This is a genomic window from Vibrio nigripulchritudo ATCC 27043 (assembly GCF_000222685.1).
Taxonomy (GTDB): domain Bacteria; phylum Pseudomonadota; class Gammaproteobacteria; order Enterobacterales; family Vibrionaceae; genus Vibrio; species Vibrio nigripulchritudo.
Window position 1 is genome coordinate 21,460 of record NZ_AFWJ01000135.1, and the last position, 20,051, is coordinate 41,510.

General features: G+C 45.3%; 18 protein-coding genes. 5 read left to right on the forward strand and 13 right to left on the reverse strand.

The annotated features are described in order from the left end of the window. Positions 1 to 35: 35 nt before the first annotated feature. The 4 genes from RH89_RS12720 to RH89_RS12735 all read right to left on the reverse strand — a co-directional run bounded on the left by RH89_RS12720 (position 36) and on the right by RH89_RS12735 (position 3,259). Positions 36 to 992, reverse strand: a complete 957-nt coding sequence (locus RH89_RS12720; protein WP_004402312.1) for an ABC transporter substrate-binding protein — start codon at positions 990 to 992, stop codon at positions 36 to 38. Further along, positions 992 to 1,807 (reverse strand): ABC transporter ATP-binding protein, encoded by an 816-nt coding sequence (locus RH89_RS12725; protein WP_004402313.1) that lies wholly within the window; start codon positions 1,805 to 1,807, stop codon positions 992 to 994. Before RH89_RS12725 ends, RH89_RS12720 begins: the two co-directional genes overlap by 1 nt. 164 nt (positions 1,808 to 1,971) lie before the next feature. Beyond that, positions 1,972 to 2,472, reverse strand: a complete 501-nt coding sequence (locus tag RH89_RS12730; protein WP_004402314.1) for an SLATT domain-containing protein — start codon at positions 2,470 to 2,472, stop codon at positions 1,972 to 1,974. Positions 2,473 to 2,779: 307 nt separating this feature from the next. After that, positions 2,780 to 3,259, reverse strand: coding sequence for a GNAT family N-acetyltransferase (locus RH89_RS12735; protein ID WP_004402315.1), 480 nt, complete (start codon positions 3,257 to 3,259; stop codon positions 2,780 to 2,782). A 737-nt stretch (positions 3,260 to 3,996) separates the two neighbouring features. Between RH89_RS12735 and xthA the strand changes: the two genes are divergently transcribed. Beyond that, a complete protein-coding gene (gene xthA, locus RH89_RS12740; RefSeq protein WP_004402316.1) occupies positions 3,997 to 4,803 on the forward strand; it encodes an exodeoxyribonuclease III in 807 nt (268 codons plus the stop codon). Between the two features lie 59 nt (positions 4,804 to 4,862). Here the strand turns inward: xthA and nhaA are convergent, their stop codons facing one another. The 5 genes from nhaA to RH89_RS12765 form a co-directional block, all read right to left on the reverse strand. Then, complete coding sequence (gene nhaA / locus RH89_RS12745; RefSeq protein WP_004402317.1) at positions 4,863 to 6,032, reverse strand: Na+/H+ antiporter NhaA; 1,170 nt, start codon at positions 6,030 to 6,032, stop codon at positions 4,863 to 4,865. Positions 6,033 to 6,380: 348 nt separating this feature from the next. Beyond that, positions 6,381 to 7,499, reverse strand: coding sequence for a lipocalin-like domain-containing protein (locus RH89_RS12750; protein ID WP_004402318.1), 1,119 nt, complete (start codon positions 7,497 to 7,499; stop codon positions 6,381 to 6,383). A 1-nt stretch (position 7,500) separates the two neighbouring features. Further along, on the reverse strand, positions 7,501 to 9,954 hold the full coding sequence (locus RH89_RS12755) for an ABC transporter permease (protein ID WP_004402319.1): 2,454 nt from the start codon (positions 9,952 to 9,954) through the stop codon (positions 7,501 to 7,503). After that, positions 9,935 to 10,606, reverse strand: a complete 672-nt coding sequence (locus RH89_RS12760) for an ABC transporter ATP-binding protein (protein WP_004402320.1) — start codon at positions 10,604 to 10,606, stop codon at positions 9,935 to 9,937. Before RH89_RS12760 ends, RH89_RS12755 begins: the two co-directional genes overlap by 20 nt. A gap of 128 nt (positions 10,607 to 10,734) precedes the next feature. Further along, entirely contained in the window at positions 10,735 to 12,114 is a 1,380-nt protein-coding gene (locus RH89_RS12765; protein ID WP_004402321.1) for an MATE family efflux transporter, read from the reverse strand. Positions 12,115 to 12,215: 101 nt separating this feature from the next. On the opposite strand from RH89_RS12765, the gene RH89_RS12770 reads away from it, so the two are divergent. Then, positions 12,216 to 13,667, forward strand: coding sequence for a DUF2867 domain-containing protein (locus RH89_RS12770; RefSeq protein WP_050811529.1), 1,452 nt, complete (start codon positions 12,216 to 12,218; stop codon positions 13,665 to 13,667). A gap of 38 nt (positions 13,668 to 13,705) precedes the next feature. Here the strand turns inward: RH89_RS12770 and RH89_RS12775 are convergent, their stop codons facing one another. From RH89_RS12775 to rsuA, 3 genes are all read right to left on the reverse strand, one after another. Further along, entirely contained in the window at positions 13,706 to 14,365 is a 660-nt protein-coding gene (locus RH89_RS12775) for a DUF2913 family protein (RefSeq protein WP_004402323.1), read from the reverse strand. Further along, positions 14,365 to 15,555 (reverse strand): Bcr/CflA family multidrug efflux MFS transporter, encoded by a 1,191-nt coding sequence (locus RH89_RS12780; protein WP_004402324.1) that lies wholly within the window; start codon positions 15,553 to 15,555, stop codon positions 14,365 to 14,367. Before RH89_RS12780 ends, RH89_RS12775 begins: the two co-directional genes overlap by 1 nt. A gap of 103 nt (positions 15,556 to 15,658) precedes the next feature. Continuing rightward, a complete protein-coding gene (rsuA, locus tag RH89_RS12785; RefSeq protein WP_004402325.1) occupies positions 15,659 to 16,351 on the reverse strand; it encodes a 16S rRNA pseudouridine(516) synthase RsuA in 693 nt (230 codons plus the stop codon). 71 nt (positions 16,352 to 16,422) lie between these two features. Here rsuA and radD point away from each other — a divergent pair, with 71 nt between their 5' ends. Further along, positions 16,423 to 18,159, forward strand: coding sequence for a DNA repair helicase RadD (radD, locus tag RH89_RS12790; RefSeq protein WP_004402326.1), 1,737 nt, complete (start codon positions 16,423 to 16,425; stop codon positions 18,157 to 18,159). Positions 18,160 to 18,184: 25 nt separating this feature from the next. Here radD and RH89_RS12795 read toward each other — a convergent pair whose 3' ends face one another. Further along, positions 18,185 to 18,556, reverse strand: coding sequence for a Cif family virulence factor (locus RH89_RS12795; protein ID WP_004402327.1), 372 nt, complete (start codon positions 18,554 to 18,556; stop codon positions 18,185 to 18,187). A 108-nt stretch (positions 18,557 to 18,664) separates the two neighbouring features. Between RH89_RS12795 and RH89_RS12800 the strand changes: the two genes are divergently transcribed. Together RH89_RS12800 and RH89_RS12805 are read left to right on the forward strand one after the other, a co-directional pair. Beyond that, positions 18,665 to 19,525: a LysR family transcriptional regulator gene (locus RH89_RS12800; RefSeq protein ID WP_038145784.1), complete on the forward strand. Its 861-nt coding sequence runs from the start codon at positions 18,665 to 18,667 to the stop codon at positions 19,523 to 19,525. Positions 19,526 to 19,811: 286 nt separating this feature from the next. Then, the gene (locus RH89_RS12805; RefSeq protein WP_004402329.1) at positions 19,812 to 20,009 is read left to right on the forward strand and encodes a hypothetical protein; all 198 of its coding nucleotides are present in this window, start codon (positions 19,812 to 19,814) and stop codon (positions 20,007 to 20,009) included. Positions 20,010 to 20,051: the final 42 nt, after the last annotated feature.

Below are 20,051 nucleotides of genomic sequence, written 5' to 3' on the forward strand. Positions count from 1 at the left end.
TTAGACAATTTCATTAAGCGTTACTTTGCCTTCACTTATTGAGGAAAGAACGCATTAGAGAGCTTTTCTATCGCTTCAATGTTGGCAGGACCAGGAGTGAGTTGCTCATATCGTAGCTTCACATAGCGCTCAGATTTAACAGCGTTGGTATGCTTCATTAGAGGATGTTGCTCCAGAAAGTCCTTTAGAGCATCGGCACCGTTGGCAGTCTGGTAGTCAAGTAGGATGATGACATCTGGGTTTTCTCTCGCCACATTTTCCCACGATGTTCTTGCCCAGCTCGTTTCCATGTTTTCGGTAATGTTGTGCCCACCCGCCTCATGGATCATTGCATTCGGCATGGCAAATTTGCCAGCAGTGAAAGGTTTGTCCTCGCCGGAGTCAAACAGGAAAACTTTTGGCGCGGGCTGACCCGAGCGATTTTTCTTTTCTGCAACCGCTTTGACTCTTGCCTTCCACTCTTTAACCAGAGCATTAGCCTTGTCCTGTCGGTCAAATATCACACCCAGTTTTTTAACGTCTCCATAAAGCAGTTCCATGCTGGCACCGTCTTTAAGTTTATGCGTGTGAATACAGCTTTCAGACAGTACTAACGTATCTACCCCATAAGGCTTTAAGCTTTGAGGCGTCACTTCACCGCCCACTTTCATGCCGTAGTTCCAACCAGCAAAGAAGAAATCGGGTTTTGCTGAAATCAGTGTTTCTAGCGAGGGATATTTAGGCGCAAGCTCGGGCGTTTCACCTAAGGTCTTTTTGAACGATGGTGACATCTTGTACCACCCGGTAATACCTGTTACGCCAATCATGCTTTCCTGAAGATCGAGTGCAAACGCCATTTCAGTCATGTTGATGTCATGAAACACGGCACGTGTAGGGCGTTTATCAATGGTAAGCGGGCTACCACAGTTATCGACAGTTACGGGGTATTGAGTATCTGCGGCATTGGCAACGGCAAAAGGGAATAAAAGAGTCAGTATTGCAGACCACTTCATTAGGCGGCTCCTATTGATGGAATATTGTAATTTGACGATGCGGCTTCAAAATGATGCACCGCACCTGCGATTTGAGGATGACTAAGCGTGACAACGCGCAGCCCAAAAACGGGGGTGATGTATTCGTTTTGCATCACTTGCTCTGGCGAGGCGTAAGCCACCATTTTTTGTTCTGACATTAAAAGGACTTTGTCGGCAAAAGGGGCGACTAAAGGCAAGTCATGTAACACAGCGATGGAGGCAACGCCTTTCAGTTTGATGAGCTCTAGCAGTTCAAGGCGAGCAAGTGGGTCTAAATGATTAGTGGGCTCATCGAGCAGCAACAGTTTGGGTTCTTGAGCGAATGCTCGCGCAATATTTGCCCGTTGTTGTTCGCCTCCTGAAAGCGAACCAATCAGTCGGTTGCCTTTCATTGATAAGCCTACGTCTTCCAAAGCTTGTTCAACCGCTCGCTCGTGTTCTTTATGGCTACAACAGAAAGTATGGGGAACACGTCCCAGCCACACATATTCACGAACGGTTAAACGAGGATCCGCGTGTTCATGTTGCGCCACAACCGCAACCATTTTCGCCTTTTGGTTTGGATCCAGCTGATTGGCATCTGTCCCATTAATTAACAGCCTGCCATTCACTGTTTTAAATTCTCCAGTAATGGCTTTGAGCAAACTGGATTTACCGCTTCCATTTGGACCGATCACAGCCACACATTCGCCCTGAGCTACAGAAAACGTCGCATCAGTGACAGCTCTCCAGCCTTGTGAACTGTTCGAACAAAGCTGCTGCGCGGAAACTATTGACGTAGGAAATCCCTTCATATGAAATCCATAAAACCAAAAAAAGATACGTTATAACATAACATTTTTAGAAATATAATTGTCAATAGTATTTTTAGCTCAGTCTGTGGAATACCACTTTTGATACGTTGCTATTTAGCTCCCTTTCTTCAGAGCATCATGAGCTCAAACGCTGTCGTGAAATTCTATAAACGGGTCAGAAGTCGCGCTGCTTCATTTTCTGTGTGTGTTTCTTTTTTTGCTTTACTCCATCTGTGACTCAGCGCGTGCGGAGCATCCGATGCTATCTCATCTTCTTTTTGTCGAATCGCATCAATTTGCGTACCCAGATCTTTTATCGGTGATCGAAAATCGACAACATATTCAATTCGTTTTTTAAGCGCACCGTATCGGCGCGCGACCTGTCGATGGGTATCTGCTTTTTCTGACAGACGCAGAAATGTCTGAAGATAAGCGAATAGAGCCGCAGAAGTCCCAATAACGGGTGATAGCCAGACTGGTTGAACATGACTGGCAAAAATCAATACCGAAGATGCCGTAGTCAGCAAGATCAGCACAACCCCTAACAATAAGTGATAGCGACCATAAGAAATCGCTGTATAGCTATGCGCCAACTGCGCACGCTTACAGCGAGCTCGCCATTTAACTAGCGTCGCTACCTGACCTTCACTCAGACTCTTTGCCATAAACACAACCTGAACATCTCATGTCCAGCATTCCCTGCCCAGCCACAGCATATTCAAGGCACTTTTCGCCCCCCGCGAAAGTTATCGTGCCTCTCCTTTTGCATATCAATTCATATCAGCCTTTAAAATATACTGTATATATATACAGTTTTCTACCGATATTTTTTGCACTGTTGCTTGCTTGTGAACACATTCGAATTGCGGCAGGTCAGCCCGAAACATAGTCGCAGTTTTGGATAAATGTGATAGGAATTGAGACAGGTAGGATAAAGCACTAATCCATCTAGAAGCACGTTACCCCGATGATTTAGGATGTGGCAAAACGATGCAGTTCGTCGCCTTCAAATCGATAATATTCTTTTTCTTTTATCAGAGAGGCGCCGATAGAGCGATAGTACTTTCCGGCAGAAGGGTTGGTGGTTTCGGCGGTCCAGTCCAGACGAACACACCCATTGTCAGAAGCGATTTTCGCTAAATACTTCATAATGCTAAGACCAACACCGCTTCCTCTTGACTGGGAAGAAACGAACAGATCTTTCATGTACATCTGACCTGCCAAAGTCGGTGCTGGGTACATCACGGTAAAAGTGGCAAAACCCAGAACTTGCGAGCCTTCATAAGCGGCAACGACTCTTACACCCGAGAAATCTGAAAACACCTGATTAACAAGATAGTTTTCAAGCTCATCGCAAGACGCAGCATTATCTGAAAAGTAGTAGCGTTCCAGCTCGGCAAATATTGGAACAAGTTCAGAACATTCAGCTTTGCCTACTAGCTTAATTTCCATGTTTCCCTCCCCCTTTCCATAGTCTCGGTCAGTTCACCTATAAACCATCACTTGGTGTAACTGCAAACTAATTCGCTAATAAACCTGACCAACAATTAAAATGATTTGCCATTTAACACTTGAGTATAACCTGCAATTGGTCGCGTCTATAACATACTAAATAAAGGAATGATGAGAATAAGAGGAAGATGACCTTACTTTCGTATTTCAGGATAGATGAGGTAAAAAAAGATCACCTACGTACCGCAACGTAGGTGAGGATGTGCTAAGTACCACAAATTAAGGTTGCATATACCATCCATCGGACGGATAAGGCATTTTCAGGGCGAATACTAGTAGACAAAAAAGTGATACTCAACCCCATGTACAGTCGATCATCCCATAAAAAATCAAAATACCGTACACTATCAAATTTACAGAATTCCAACATTGACATTCATTTGTAACCAATAACTAACTTGTTGAAAATATATCCGTTATTTACCTTATGGTTCGAAATAAAAACATTTCAGACACTGATAAGTGAGCATCAAGTTCCTCAACGCTAAACTGCGCTGTCGATACATCAAGACTACAGACAACAATATTTCTATTCCTGTAACCTGGCGGTATAGCCGTTCCCATTCAAAAGTGTTTAAATTGGCGTAGAGATAGGTAGTCACTCCAATGAATACCTTTACAAACAGAAACCTAGAACTGCAAAGGATTGCAAGGTCTCATCAGAGGATATTAATAAAATGAAAGTAATAAGTTTCAATATCAATGGTTTGCGTGCTCGCCTTCATCAACTTCAAGCTCTTATTGATAAGCACCAGCCAGATGTGATTGGTTTGCAGGAAATCAAAGTTCACGACGATGCTTTCCCGTTAGAAGATGTGGAAGCAATGGGCTACAAAGTTTACTTCCATGGACAGAAAGCCCACTACGGCGTGGCCATGTTATGTAAACAAGAGCCAATTGAAGTTAAAAAAGGCTTCCCAACCGATAACGAAGATCATCAAAAGCGCATGATTATGGCGACTTTCGAAGACGCCAATGGTGAGAAAGTCACGGTATTAAATGGTTACTTCCCTCAGGGTGACAATATCGCCCATGAAACAAAGTTTCCATACAAAGAGCAGTTCTACAAAGACTTAATGACCTACCTTAACGATCATCACACCAACGATGAGCAAATCATTGTGATGGGTGATATCAACATTAGCCCAGTCGATCTTGATATTGGCATTGGTGAACCAAACCGCAAGCGTTGGTTGAAAACGGGCAAATGTTCATTCCAGCCTATTGAACGTGAATGGTTGCAAACGCTTTTAGATTGGGGATTCGAAGACACGTTCCGCAATCTCCATCCAGAGGTGGATGACAAGTTCTCGTGGTTCGATTACCGCTCAAGAGGATTTGATGACAACCGTGGACTTCGTATTGACGTAGTTTTGGCAACACCTACTCTCGCAAGCAAATGTATTGAAGCGGATATCGACTACGAACTGCGTGGGATTGAAAAGCCATCTGATCACGCACCTATCTGGTCTGTATTTAAGTAATCATTCTCTACAACGAAAAAACCCCGCTATCTCTAGCGGGGTTTTGTTTTTTCTAACGCTTAGTGTTGTACTTCTTCTACAACCACTGGCTCTTTAGGCAGTGAGAAATGAAGCAGCAGGTATCCGAGAATCGCAGAGGTTGTCGACCCCATCAAAATACCCAGCCTTGAATAAGTATCGAACTCAGCACTTACATCGACAAACGCTAACCCGGAGATGAATATCGACATCGTAAAGCCGATACCACACAGAACCGACACCGCAAAGATGTGCACCATGTTGATTCCCTCTGGTAGCCTTGCTACACCAAGTTTTACTGCTGCCCAGCTAAAGCTGAAGATCCCCAGAGGTTTACCAACCAACAGACCTAGCGCAATACCTAGCGGAAGCATGTCCGTCAGACCTGAAAGTGAAACACCTTCCAGCGAGATGCCCGCATTCGCAAACGCAAAGATAGGCAGAATCAGGAACGCTACGTAAGAGTGTAATGAATGCTCCAGATGTTTCAGTGGAGATCTCTCACCTTCGTTGCCTTTGAGTGGGATAGCGAAGCCAATCACCACACCTGCAAGTGTTGCGTGAACACCAGATTTAAGTACCGCTACCCACAAGATAAATCCGACAATCAGATACCAACGAAGTTTGGTGATGTGCCTACTGTTCATAAAGAACAGTACAGCGGTGGCGACAAAGCCTATCAGCAGCGCGGTTGTTGATAGCTCACCTGTGTAGAACAGAGCGATGATAACAACAACACCCAAGTCGTCGATGATAGCCAGCGCAAGCAGGAAAACCTTCAGGCTAACTGGTACACGTTTACCAAGCAGCGCCATGATACCCAGTGCAAACGCAATATCGGTTGCCGCAGGAATTGCCCAACCTTGCATTGCTGTTGGGTCACCGCTATTGAAAGCAATGTAAACAAGTGCTGGTGCTAGCATACCGCCGACAGCGGCAATGGCTGGAAAGATGGCTGTTTCTTTCGATTTTAAAGCACCTTCGAGAAGTTCGCGTTTTACTTCTAGACCAATGAGAAGGAAGAACACAGCCATTAAGCCGTCATTGATCCAGTGAGAGACGGACATGCCCAAGATGTAGGTATGAAGACCAGCTTGGTACATTTCATTAAGTGGAGAGTTTGCTACAAACATTGCAATTGCTGCTGCAATTACCAAGATTATGCCACCCGCTGATTCCATCTTAAAAAAGTGTTTTATGACATCATTCATGATATCGCCCTTTTTTTATCTACTTTTGTTAATAGAATGCTAACAAACAATACGCCAAAGTTTATAATGTGACTTGGTCTTAGAAAAATCGCTTGTTCAGAGTCAAAACATCGGTATTTCCGAAGATAACCATGTTTTAACCAGAGTATTCCTTACTGTTATTCTTAAGCTGCCTGTTACGTCTTACCTAAGTGTAAACCTCTTCACAGTTTATAAGGCTAATCGTTGCAACTTATTCGCTATTTATAGCTACAAAAAAACCGCGCTACAAGAACACGGTTTTTTCTGAATCGAATTATGAGAGTGAATGCTTATTTTGAATCGTTAGGAACTGTAAATCCTATCCATTCAATAGCCGGTTAACTGCATCAGACCAATGGCATCATGGCTTCCCGTTGCCACTATTGGTCCTTCCCAGTATGGAATCGCAAAGGGTAGCCACTGCTCTGCTTTCATCACTCGTGTCGTCAGATTGATATTGTGCTCCGGTACATTAATAATCCACTGAAGGGGTAAAGTACGACCGTTGCGAAGGGTAGAATTACTTATTGGGATAATTTCTAATTCATCACCTTGCAACACCACAACATCACCTTTGCGGTTTGCTAATGTACCAAAAGTATAGGACGGCTGACGAATATGGCGATATTGGTTAACCATCAACGTTCTTCCGTCTTCCAGACGCAACGCAAATTGATCCCAGCCTTGCTGACCTTCCGCCAGCAGACCACTGCCCCACTCTTTGTTGAACCAGGCTTCGCCTTGTACCCGATAGGTCTTGCCCCCAAGAGTTAGTTCACCTTTCGTCCTGATAAAAGGTGCACCAATGCTATAAGATGCAACGGGCAATAAATCGTGTTTGATCTGGTAGCCCAGCTCGCCGTTGACCACATAGGGACCGATGGCTGTGCTATCCAGATTCAGTTCAAACTCATCCGTCGAGATATGTAAGCTACCCGGAAATGGTGAGCTACCTGTGGTTTTCCAACGCCAATTGTCTATCCACATACCAAAAGGCAGCTCCTGAACACCCGCCTGCCCTATACCACCACGAGCAACGCGCTGTTCTTTAATACTGGTTTGATTCGAGGTGATAACAGCGTGAGACAGGTACATCTGAGGGCTTTGCCAACCACTCATTTCACGTTCATCATTGGCGATTCGGAAAAAGCTCCACTGTATCCCGTAGTGCTCACCTTGCTCGTCTTGTACGTTGGCGAAAAAGTGCCACCATTCGTGTTGAAACTCTGGGTGTTCTTTAAAATCCTCGGGAATAGCAACAGGATCATCAGGCAAGACTGGTTCAAATACTGCGTCTTTGCTCCCTATCAGTACCGCATTCACTTCGTTGTGATGTTCCCCAGTTACGCCACCGTAAAATGAGTCATAGAAGATCCAGCCAATACCGCTCAGGGCAATGATAGAAAACAGAATAGGAAATATTTTAAGTTTGGTGGGGCGTGCCATTCTACAGAGCGTCCCTTAGAGATTTCATCGGTGTTTTGCGAACCATATTAAATACAGGCCAAGCTCCGGCAATCATCAGCGCACTGAACGACCAAGCGAATGTTGCCCCGTATTCCCAAGGAATAACCTCCAGCTGCATCGTCCAGCCAAAAGATTGCTTCAGAACAACGTCAATCATCAGATCTGCCAAAACCAACCCGAGAGGAATAGCGATTAGCGCAGAAAAAGCCCCCAACACAAGCAGCTGTAAGCCACCTAAAAGCACCAGCTCTTTCGCCGACAACCCAAAGCATCGGAGAAGCGCAAAGTGACGTTGTCGTGATATCTCACCCGCAAGGGTTGCGAAGAACAGCCCAAACACAGCGATGACTAAAGTGATATTGCCCAGTGTCCCAGCGATACCAAAGGTACGGTCAAACACTTTCAGAGCCTGATCGTGCACCTTATTGTTGTCGTAAACTCGTTCAGGAGAAAGCTTGAATTCTTGATTCAACTTTCTGAGTAAGATACTGGTTTCAGCCCCGTCTTCCATGATGATGCCCAACCCCACTTCACCCTGATTGACAAAATGAGTCAGCCAGTTTCGATGCGACAACATTACCTGATTGTATGGGTTCCCATAATCATAATAGACGCCCACTACCTGCCAGTTGCTTTCCAGAGGTGCAGGAAGCTGAATGTAATCACCTGCGCGAATGCCCAGTTTAATCGCCATCGATTCACTGACCATCACACCTTGGGAGTGGTGAAGATGGAACCAGTAATCTGGAATAGCTACTTTGATCGTCAAAGCGCCTTTCTCACCTGTAGAGTTTCCGGTACTGACGGCTTGAAGTGTCCCATCAATGTTATTGATGTCTTTCTCCCAGCGCCACCAGACCTCTTTGACCTCATCTTGGTCATCCAGCCAAGAACTCATTCGCTTAGCAATGCTGTTAGTTGGCATCACATAAACGTCGGCAGCCAAGCGTTGGGTTAACCATTTGTCGGTTGTTTCTCGAAAACTCCCAACCATGGTTTCCACACCGATATTGGTGGCGAGCGCCAGCATAAATGCCATTGCCGCAACGCCTCGGTAACTCATACTGGCAGCGCAATCAGCAAAGAACCAGCGAGCTTTCACCCAGGTCAGTGAGAAAGATAGAATATTAAAGATTTTCCACACCACCCATGGCATGAATAAGCCAACACTGATCAGAAGCAATGCAATCAAGGCAAAGCCCGATTCCTGAGTTTGGTTAGCCTGATGAACGGCAACTGCTGCAATCAAAAACACGCACGCAAGCATCGCCTGAAACGTAAACTCTTTGCCTGCAAAGCGAACAATCGACAATTTGGCACTCAGACGTGCAGGTTGAGTGCGAAGAAGGCGGAATAATGGGAAACTACAGGCCAGAAGAGTCCCCATAATGGCGACAAGAAGGCTCTTCTTGCTCCATTCCCAGCTCCACTGAATATCTAGCCCCACATTGGCGTTGTAAAGGTCTTCTAAACTTGCGGAAACCGTTGGCATTAGTTGGTTAGCCAGGAACAAGCCAAACACGTTCCCACAAAGCCACGCTATCAAGATCCAGAAAATCAGCTCGTATACCAAAGCCAAGGTAAGTTGCCACATCGAAACCCCGGTTTGGCGCAATACGCCGACAAGGGGCTGACGCTGAACAAAAGAAAGCGTCATTGCCTGATAGAAAATGAACAACCCTACAAAGAAGGAAAGCATTCCCAACGCAGTTAAATTGGTATGGAACGCAAGTGTCAGTGAATCCAGTTCGGCTCGGGTATTCTGTGAGAACTTCATACCATTAGGAAGCAGCTCTTTGAGCTTCTCCACTTTTTCTGGTGGCATTTTTCCGCACGCGATAAGATCAAACCCTGTACGGCGACTGAGCATTCGAATCAAAGCGATATCTGCGACAACTCGGGTACCAGAAAGCAAGTTTTGCTCATCAACCAAAAGTGGTCCCAGCAGACTTCCGTCTTCCAAAGGAATGTAATCGCCATCTTTCCAATTCAGATGAGATGCCAGATCGGAGCTGACCATGATCGGATATGGCGGCTCTTTCAGCTTAAGGGTATTGATATCGCGAAGAGATGCGCCTTGCTGCAGTTCCAGCATGGCGACAGGGTCCAAACCGGTAATAGTCAGTTCTAAACCAGTTTGGGTGGAAATTCGATAAGCATCGAACGGCATGCATTGGTGAAACCCTTCACGCCGCAGTTGAACATAAAAACCCTGAGGGATCTTGCTGGCGGTTTGGACAGGTCGAATACGATAAGGTAAAGGGTTTGAAAACAGTTTTTCGCCTGCGCTGTAGCTCTGTTTAGCATGGTGGTTAATGGCTAGAACGCCAACCAGAAGAGAAACCCCGAGAGTCAGACCAAGCCAGACTAAAATAATCTGAAGCGGGTGACGCTTGTAATGACCGAGTAGTGCTTTAACTACGGGCCATAACATGCAGTTGTCCTCCCTGAAGACGAATGCAGCCTTCCATATGCTGCGCCACTTTTTCACTGTGGGTTACCAGCAGCAAGGTGCAATCCAGCTGTTTGGTCAGGGTGGTAAGCAATCGCATCACGGCTTCGGCATTACGTTCGTCCAGACTGCCCGTTGGTTCATCCGCGAGGAGCAGTTTCGGCTCCATATACAAAGCGCGTGCAATGGCGGCACGTTGCTGCTGTCCACCGGATACTTCTTCAGGGTAGCGACCCAATAAAGGCATTAGGTCAAGAGCCGACAAAATCTGACGCCATAGTCCTCTGTCTTCAGGAAGACCTTTGAGCTGACGACAAAAGCGGATATTGTCTGCGACATTCAGGGTAGGAAGTAAGTTGAACTGCTGAAAGATGTGTCCGATGTTATTTCTACGATACGCTGTGCGCTTATATTCTGGCTGAGTGTGCATACCAAATTTGGCGAACCAAATCTCGCCAGAGTCGACCTGATCGATACCTGCAATGAGATTGAGTAAAGTGCTTTTTCCGGAGCCGCTTTCCCCCATTAGGGCTAGCTGTTCACCTTGCTCCAACGTTAATTCAGCCCCTTGCAGTACGGGATGAAATTCACCACCATCTACGTACCCTTTACATAGGTCTGAAAGATTTAACATTCACTTACTCAACAGGCTTAGTTAGAAATTAGGTAAGAGAATCTACACTAAAACCCTGTGACTAGGAAGCATTTTGACGCAGGGATCACACTATATGCACTTCGTTACATTATCAGAGCGATATTCGTTCAATTTCCGACCAAATTACGTATCCACTTCTTGCTTTTTATACGGTATGAAGATCCGAACCATTTGATGAGCTCTTCAAGCAAAAACAAAGCGAATATGAACTCGGGTTTCCAGCCCAATACGATCGCACAAAATGCCGTTACCGGAATACCTATGACCCATTGAGCTATCAGATCCTGATAAAGGCAAAAGTTCACATCCCCACCCGCCCGCAAGATACCGACAATGGCCATCATTGGGAAAGATCGCAAGACAATGCCCACGCATAAAATCAAGATGAATTTCTCGCTTAACGCCCGAGTTTCTTCGGTTAACGCGGTAAATGCATCCAAGATATACATTTGAGCGACAAAAAGCACCGTCGCAGTGATTATGCCGAGAACAATATTGATGGCTACCAAACCAATCGCCCGGTAGTAAACCGACTCGTAATCTTTGGCACCCAATTGGTTGCCAATGAGCACTGCGGATGCATTTGATACTCCAATCAACAAGCAGAGTGACATAGATTCTACTGGTGTCATAACGGACAACGCCGCCAACCCCTGTACTCCGGCTTGCCCTAATATTGCATGGTAAGCAAATAAACCTCCCGCCCATGCAAGAAAGTTAAAGGTCGTTGGCAATGACAGTTTTAAAAACCGGGTAACGGTATCCATATTCCAAACCTTTGCCATCTCTTTAAAACCAAACGACAAAAGGTGTTTTTTCCAATACAGGTAACCAAACAGGCAGGTGACTTCAATACAGCTACTGATAAGCGTTGCAATTGCAGCACCTTTGATTCCGAGCGCCGGAGCGCCGAGGTTACCGAAAATCAAAACCCAGTTAAAAAAGACATTCGAGAGAATTCCGATACCGCTAAAGAATGTACTTAGCCCGGGCTTTTGAATCGATCTTAATCCCACCGCCATACTGGCAACGCAGGCAACACCAAACATGCTGAATGCGGTAAGAATGATGTAGTCTTTTCCAAGATCAACGACCTCTGGGGAATCGGTCGCAATTGCCATTATCTCGGATGGAAAGAAGACAAACCCAAACACCGTTAACGCTGCCACCAGCATCGAAATCATCCAGGTTAATGCAGTACTTTCTTTTACACCCTGATGATTAGCCGCTCCCCAATATTGGGCGATAAGCATGGCACCACCAGTAGTGATGCCCACTAGCATGATGGTAGTGACGAACATGGCACGAGAGGCGATTCCAACTGCGGCAATTTCAGCTTCACCGAGTTGTCCCAACATCAAAACATCCACCATGCCCCGGCTAGAAAACATCATGCTTTGCAATGTGATCGGTAAGGCAATCGCGAACAGTTTGCGAACAAAGTCTCCTCGAGTATGCTGAAATGCAAGATGTGCGGTTGATGTCATACGTCCCTCTGAGCATCCGGTAAGAAATATGGGGTGAGAGCGGATAAATGGCGATAATTTCATCCGAACTGTCAATCTATATGAATAACATTAATAAGTATATGGATTATATGGAAAAAACTCGTGTGTTAGTGCTAGGTGCTTCTGGGTATGTCGGATCACAGCTTATTCCACAGCTTTTAGAGCAAGAATATGAAGTCATTGCGGTCGCGCGTCAGATCGACTATCTGAGGCAGAGAGTCGCACCTCATCCCGACCTGACCATAGAATTTCTCGATCTATCGGATAAGCAAACGACGCTGAACGCCGTAAAAAATGTCGATATAGCGTTTTTCTTAGTACACGGAATGGCTCAAGGTTACGACTTCCTGGACTATGAACTGTCTCTGGCGATTAATTTTCGTGAAGCTTTGGATAACAGCGATATAAAGCATGTGATTTACCTGAGTTCGCTGCAACCGCAAACAGGAGATTCCAGACATTTAAAAGCCAGAAGAGAAACAGGAGAAACGCTGAGGCTTTCGAAGGTTCCCGTAACAGAATTGCGAGCTGGCGTTATCATAGGTGCCGGAAGCGCAGCTTTCGAAATAATGCGTGATTTCATCTACAACTTACCCGTCATTATTGCCCCTAAGTGGATAGACTCCAAAGCAAACCCTATCGCTCTGGAGAACTTAAATCACTACTTACTGGAACTCGCAAAGACCTCTCCTACGCAGCATCAAATGTACGAAGCTGGCGGTCCTGATATCGTCAGTTACCGCCAGCAATTCGAAATCATCAGCGCAATTACCGGGGAAAAGCGCCAGATCTACTCTACTGCTCTGCTCACACCTGCCATTGCCGGATATTGGCTAGGGTTAGTCACTTCAGTGCCTTCCAGCGTTGGTCGGGCGTTATTGGCAGGGCTCACCCACGATTTTATTGCTGACAATCACGAGATACGAAGCCAGATCCCTCAGTCGTTAATTTCTTTTGAAGATGCAGTAGCAAATGCCATCGCCAGCGAAGGGAAATACTTACGAAGTAATGTCTGGGGTTTTGACCCCGCCGCCCTAAAGCGGTGGCAGCCCGGTTTTGGTTACTACCCTAAGCAGACAGGCGCTAAAATCCGATCAAATGCTCAGGCAAATGAAATATGGACATATGTAAAACAAATTGGAAGTGCTGAGCATGGCTATTTTTTCGCAACAGGTTTGTGGCGATTAAGAGAGTGGCTGGATGTACTTTTTGGCGGCGGTCTGCCAGTCAGACAACATCCAAGTGACGGCACATTGAAGGAAGGCGATTTCATTGATTCCTGGAAAGTTATTAAGCATCGGGAAAATGAATTTGTTTCTCTACTGTTTGGAATGAAAGGTCCCGGGCTTGGGCGATTGGAATTCACTTTGAGAGATCATGGAGAGCACAGAGAACTTGAAGTAAAAGCCTGGTGGCATCCAAAAGGCTTCTTGGGATTACTCTACTGGTTTGCCATGATGCCCGCCCATCTTTTTGTATTCAAAGGGATGGTGAAAGCCATTGCAAAACTGGCTGAAAAGAACTCAAACTAAAAGAGAGCCGCTTGGCTCTCTTTCCAGTTTTGATAGATTTAACTATCCACCGCATAACCAATTGGTATTTCCGCCAGCTGCGGTCCGTGGTTATTTGGGAAAATCAGGTACTCACCGTGGTATTTCACTTTGGATTTGTAATCCGTCACCTTGTGGACCAAAAAACCTTTCTCTGTCGCCAGCTTAACAAACTCGGCGTGATTTCCACGAACATACCAGCTCATAGGCTTGACGAGGTTTTCTCCATCAAAGCAGTCATCACATTGATACGAACAAAGCAGGAATGAACTGTCACCTTCGGTAAACACCTGAATCTTTTCGCGTGCATCGTATTCTGTGCACACCGCCCAGCCTTTTTCTTCCATAAAATCGATGAATGCTTCGATTTCACTATCTAGAATGGCTTTTGGCTCTTGGTCAACAGGTGCGAGTTCACTGTAAAGCGTCGATATCTGACGAAACAAAGTAGGCAGATCTAATTGAGTCCCTTTGCTTCTTCCCGATTTTTGCCACTTTATAAGATCACCACTCGCCAAGCGGTGAAATCTTTGCCCTTTGATGGATTTGGTTATCCAGCGCAATAAAAAGTTAGTGTTGCTGACAGGCGCATTGGTTAATCGCCCATTTACATGCTCCTGACCCATTTCATCAAGTGCAGCATTTACCAGTTTTTGAATTTCAATATGATACGCAGACATTACGCTTTTCTTCCTAACGTCCAATAGAACAGCGCGGATAATACCGCACACAAGAACATCATCATAATCATTGGGATTTCACTGTCGGATGGCATCATTGCAACAGCAGCACCCATAATGGAAGCAATACCAAACCTTAGCGTACCTGCCAATGAAGAAGCAGTCCCAGCCATAGTGGGGTAACCACTGAGTAATAACGCCATGCTATTGCTACCAATGGTGGAAATGGTGCCAACAAACAGCATGACAAAAGGCACGATGCCCCAAAGCCCCAAATCAAATAGCCAGCCGACAAACAAACCAATACCCGCTATAAGCTGAATGGCTAGCCCAAACTTAAGCATCCAGTGAGAGCCCATTTTCCTGACAATCCGACCATTTAGTGCGGTCATAGCTATCATACAGATGATGTTCAGACCAAATAAGTAACCAAATTGATCAGGCGATACATGATAAAGGTCGATGTAAACGAAAGAGCCTGCTGTTAAAAAAACAAACATGCCAGAAAAAGAAAAAGCGCTAGAAAAATTAAGCCCAAGCGCAACCGGGTTCTTAAATAGCTTGGCGTAATTTCGCAGGCTCGTTCTGAAGTTCAAAGGTTGCCTGTTTTCAGGTGCCAGAGTCTCAGGGATTTTCCAAAGTACAGCCGCAATGACAATCGCCGAAAATATAGCCAGTGTCCAGAAAATGGAGCGCCAACCAAACCACACGGCTAAGTGCCCGCCAATCATTGGAGCAACCAGAGGAGCCAAGGTGACAACCAGGGTGATAAACGACATGGTGCGCGCAAAATCTTCACGGTCAAACATGTCACGAACCACTGCCTGAATGACAACTGCGGCTCCCGCCCCTGCAAAACCTTGAGCTACCCGCACTGTCATTAGCGCATCAATTCCGTTGGTCGAAGCCGATACAATGGCAGCAAGACCAAACAGAGTCACACCAATTAATAAAACTGGTCTGCGACCATAACTGTCGGCTAATGGACCATGTAACAATTGACCTGAGGCAAAGCCAAGGGTATAGGCAGTTAAAGTCATTTGTACTTCGCCAGCAGTCACTCCTAGATCTTTTGCGATCGTAGGCATTGCTGGCAAATACATATCAATGGCTAGAGGTGTCAGTGCACCAATAGCGCCTAAAATAATAAACAGCAACAATCCGAGTTGCGGTGTCGTTTGAGACGGCATAACTCTCCTAATTAGAGAAAGTAGAATAGGCTAAAAACAGTTTTATCAGCCCAAAGCTGCACGCGTCAGTACTCAGAGGCAGCGATGCATAAAGACTGCTTTTCTACCAAACGGAATCTATTTCTTCTTGAGTCAGATAGCGGTATTCACCGGGCTCCAGATCTTCATCCAGATAAATGTCACCGATGCGCTCACGATGTAAGGCTTCCACTTTGTTTCCCAGTGCGGCAAACATACGTTTCACCTGATGGTATTTACCTTCATGAATGGTTAACAACACTTCATTGTCGTCAATAATCTCAAGGTGAGCAGGAAGTGTGGGTTCTTTTTCATTCCTCAGTTCAATACCCTGTTTGAACTGCTCAACATACTCCTGTTTAACTGGATCAGCAAGCCAGACACGGTAGGTTTTCTCACACTTGTGTTTAGGAGATGTAATGCGATGAGACCACTTTCCATCGTCGGTTATCAAAACCAATCCTGTAGTGTCTACATCCAGGCGACCAGCGAAATGAAGGTTTTCCATTTTTACTTCGTCTAGCAGAACAAAGGCAGTGTGGTTAAAACCGTCCTCATGTGAGCAAACAAAACCATCAGGCTTAAAAAGCATAATGTAGCGTGGACCTTGCATCGCAATGGGACGATCCTGCCATTCTACATCGCACTCTTTGGTCACTTTAAATGCACCACTCTTTTGCATTACACCGTTAACGGTTACATCACCGCTTTTGATGATTTTGGTGGCTTCTTTACGTGTTGCTCCCAGAGCATCACAGAGAAATTTGTCTAAACGCATGGATACCTCAATTTTACTAAGTCGGGTATTATACCCAGCAAACAAAAATAAGTGACGATTTTCATTATTACATGTACACCCTTCGCCCCTATCAAGCAGATTCCGTAAAAGCGGTCGTTCATTACTTTCGCAAAAACAGCTCCCCAGCCGTTATCGTGCTGCCCACAGGTGCTGGTAAAAGTTTGGTTATCGCCGAACTCGCCAGGCTTGCGAAGGGGCGAGTACTGGTACTTGCGCATGTAAAAGAGCTGGTAGAGCAAAACCACGCCAAATATGAAGGATACGGTTTGCAAGGCTCGGTTTACTCGGCGGGTCTAGGGCGAAAAGAAACTGACCAACAGGTGGTGTTTGCTTCTGTTCAGTCCGTCGTTCGTAATCTGGATGCTTTTGCCAATCAGTTTTCTCTTCTTGTGATTGACGAATGCCACCGCGTACCAGATAACACAAACAGCAGTTACCGCAAAGTGATCAGCCATGTTCAGTCCATCAATCCGGGGATCAAGGTACTTGGGCTTACCGCAACACCATATCGCTTGGGTATGGGCTGGATTTACCAATACCACACTCGCGGCTTAGTCCGAAGTGAGGAGCCCCGATTTTTCCGTGACTGTATATTCGAACTCCCTATTCGTTACTTGTTAGATGAAGGCTTTCTCACCCCAGCCAAAATGGTTGATGCTCCGGTTCTAAGCTACGACTTCTCGCAGTTAAAACCTGCATCCACCGGGCGCTACAAAGAGTCCGAAATGGACATGGTGATTGAGCAATCCAAACGAGCCACTCCTCAAATTGTTCAGCAAATCATTCATCACGCCGAGCAGCGACATGGAGTGATGATATTTGCCGCTACCGTTCGGCACGCTCAGGAGATTTTAAGCTTACTCCCAGAAGACCAGTCTTCGATTGTGATTGGCGATACTGAAACCAAAGAGCGCGACAGCATCATTCAGGCATTTAAAAATCGTGACATCAAGTTTCTGGTTAATGTATCAGTTCTGACGACGGGTTTTGATGCACCTCACGTCGATTTAATTGCAATTTTGCGCCCAACTGAATCCGTCAGCCTTTATCAGCAAATTGTCGGTCGAGGGCTTCGCCTATCCGAGGGCAAGACTGAGTGTCTGGTATTGGATTACGCAGGGAACAGTTACGATCTCTATCAGCCAGAAATTGGTAACCCTAAACCAGATTCAGAAAGTGAGATTATCACTATTCCCTGCCCTTCATGCGGCTTCAATAATAGCTTTTGGGGCAAACTCGACTCTGCAGGTTTCCTTATTGAACATTACGGCAGAAAGTGTCAGGGCTACTTTGAGGAAGAAGACGGAACTCGCGAACATTGCGATTACCGTTTTCGCGCAAAATACTGCCCTGAATGCGGTGCAGACAATGACATTGCAGCACGCATTTGCCATGAGTGCGACGCCACACTCGTTGATCCAGATAAAAAGCTAAAAGAGGCGCTGAACCTTAAAGATGCTTTAGTCTTCGAATGCACGGATATGCAGTTATCTGTGCACAAGGATGACAAAGGCAAGTCACAACTAAAGGTAACCTATTTCGGCGACAACAATGCGCAAGTTCATCAGTTTTGGTCATTAACAACGAAAAAGCAGAAAGAAACGTTCCACAAAGCCTTTGTCCGACCGCACCTTGCCGATAAGCATCGCCCGTTCGAAGAAAGCTCTCCCACAAAGGTGGTCAACCACCAGCATCGATTTCGCCTTCCTCAGTTTGTGATTGCTCGTAAATCTGGGCGATTCTGGAAAATGCGAGATAAGATCTTTGCCGACGAGCTGACTCAATAATCGTTAACTCTTTTCAAACGAGCACTTACCGCTCACCGAGTACTTCAAACTCATCGTAAACTAGGCGAGCGTTGCCATCGCTTTGGATTTTCCAATGCTCGCGATGAACCAGCCCATATGCCTTGTTCATCTGCCATTTGGAAGTCAGAATGTAACCATCCTCTCCCTCCGATTGCCACCTTACGTCTGAATACTCTACCTTAGAGAACCCTTGTTGAATCAGGTTCGTCCAAAACGCTTCTATCTCTTGGATTCCTTTGAAAGTACCAAATGGTTTTGCAACCATCTCTGTTCCCTCTGCATACTGAGCAGCACAACCTTTCGCATTGCCATCATTAAACGCCTGCTGCCAGGCCGCTATACCTGCTTTACACGCTTCAAGTACATTTTGAGACATATTTCTATTCCATTTATTCGAATGAGTGAATAACAAGAAATTTACCGATATGATTAACAAAGAAAAACAAACTATTAATAAATCACTGTTTAATTAAATGGAACAATTATGGATAGATTTCGTCAAATGACCCTTTTCAAGACTATCGTCGAATCCGGATCAATAACCAAAGCTGCAGAAAGGCTTGATCTATCTAAATCTGTTCTGAGCCAGCACCTCAAACAACTTGAGTCCGAACTCAAAACAATTTTATTGAAGCGAACTACTAGGAAACAATCACTCACTCAGGCGGGAGAAAGTTTCTATCAGCACTGTTGCCAGATGGATACCATCGCCAACCTAGCTTGGGAAGAAGTACATAAGCAGCAAACCGAACCGAGTGGGAAAATAACGATTACCGCACCTCATGCCTTAATGGATAGCATTGTGATACCTGCACTCTCAAACGCGTTCAGTGGCTATCCCGCAGTATCGCTCAACTTGATAGGTAGCGATGAACAACTCGATTTAATGACCCACAACATCGATTTGGCAATACGTGTTGGGCAGTCTCGGGACAGTAGTTATCGACAAAAAAAGATTGGGGAAATTCGTGACGTGCTTTGCAAGGGATTGGTCAAAAACGTTTCGCTAAAAAATGCCCCTTATGTGGCGAATCACTGGCAGGGTAAGAACATATCACACATACTAACCAGTGACTCTGATGGTGAAAAAATCAAATTGGCATTCATCGCATCACATCATACAAATAACCTACATCAGACAGCTTCTTTAATTGCAAGTGGAATGGGAGTTGGTCTGGTTCCAGACGTAATAATGAAAAGCCGCACAGATTTAATTCCGGTCATGGAAGGCTATACATTGAAATCCAGTCCGGTGTTCGCATTACATCCTTTTCAAACCTCTGTACCTTTATCTGTATCCATGGCAATTGATGTTGTTACCGCACAGCTGAACCACACCCATTGATGCAAACCCATTGCTACACTCAAGCATAATTTTGTAATAAACAGTTAATTTTATAAACAATTGAGCTAATCCGTAAGGACGGATTCATATTGCGTATGTAGAATGTGCGCCTTTCTTCTAACCAGTTTCAGCATTCTGAATTGATTGCCTTTCTTGTTTAACTGGTTTGATTGAACGGCAACGAAATACTATGCAAACTTACCGCAGGTTCGCTTTTTCATAGGCGTCCTGCGATTATGATTGAAGTATCTTTTTTGCCCGCATAACTTGCGGGCTTTTTTTATTGATGATGGTTTCTAACCTAGAGGATACCTTGAGCACATTCTTCCAGCTATTCAGAAAACTCTCGAGTATCGCTGCTATTGCAATAGCATTTGCCTATGTTTACGGAAAAATACCTGAGGAGCAGGAAATGCTCGCCTTGAATGCTTTTATCGTACTGGCTGTGATTGCTTATAAACGCAAACGCGTTGTTTCTTCATAATAACCTAGCAGTAGTGACTTTTTTGCTACTGCTTCCCACTTT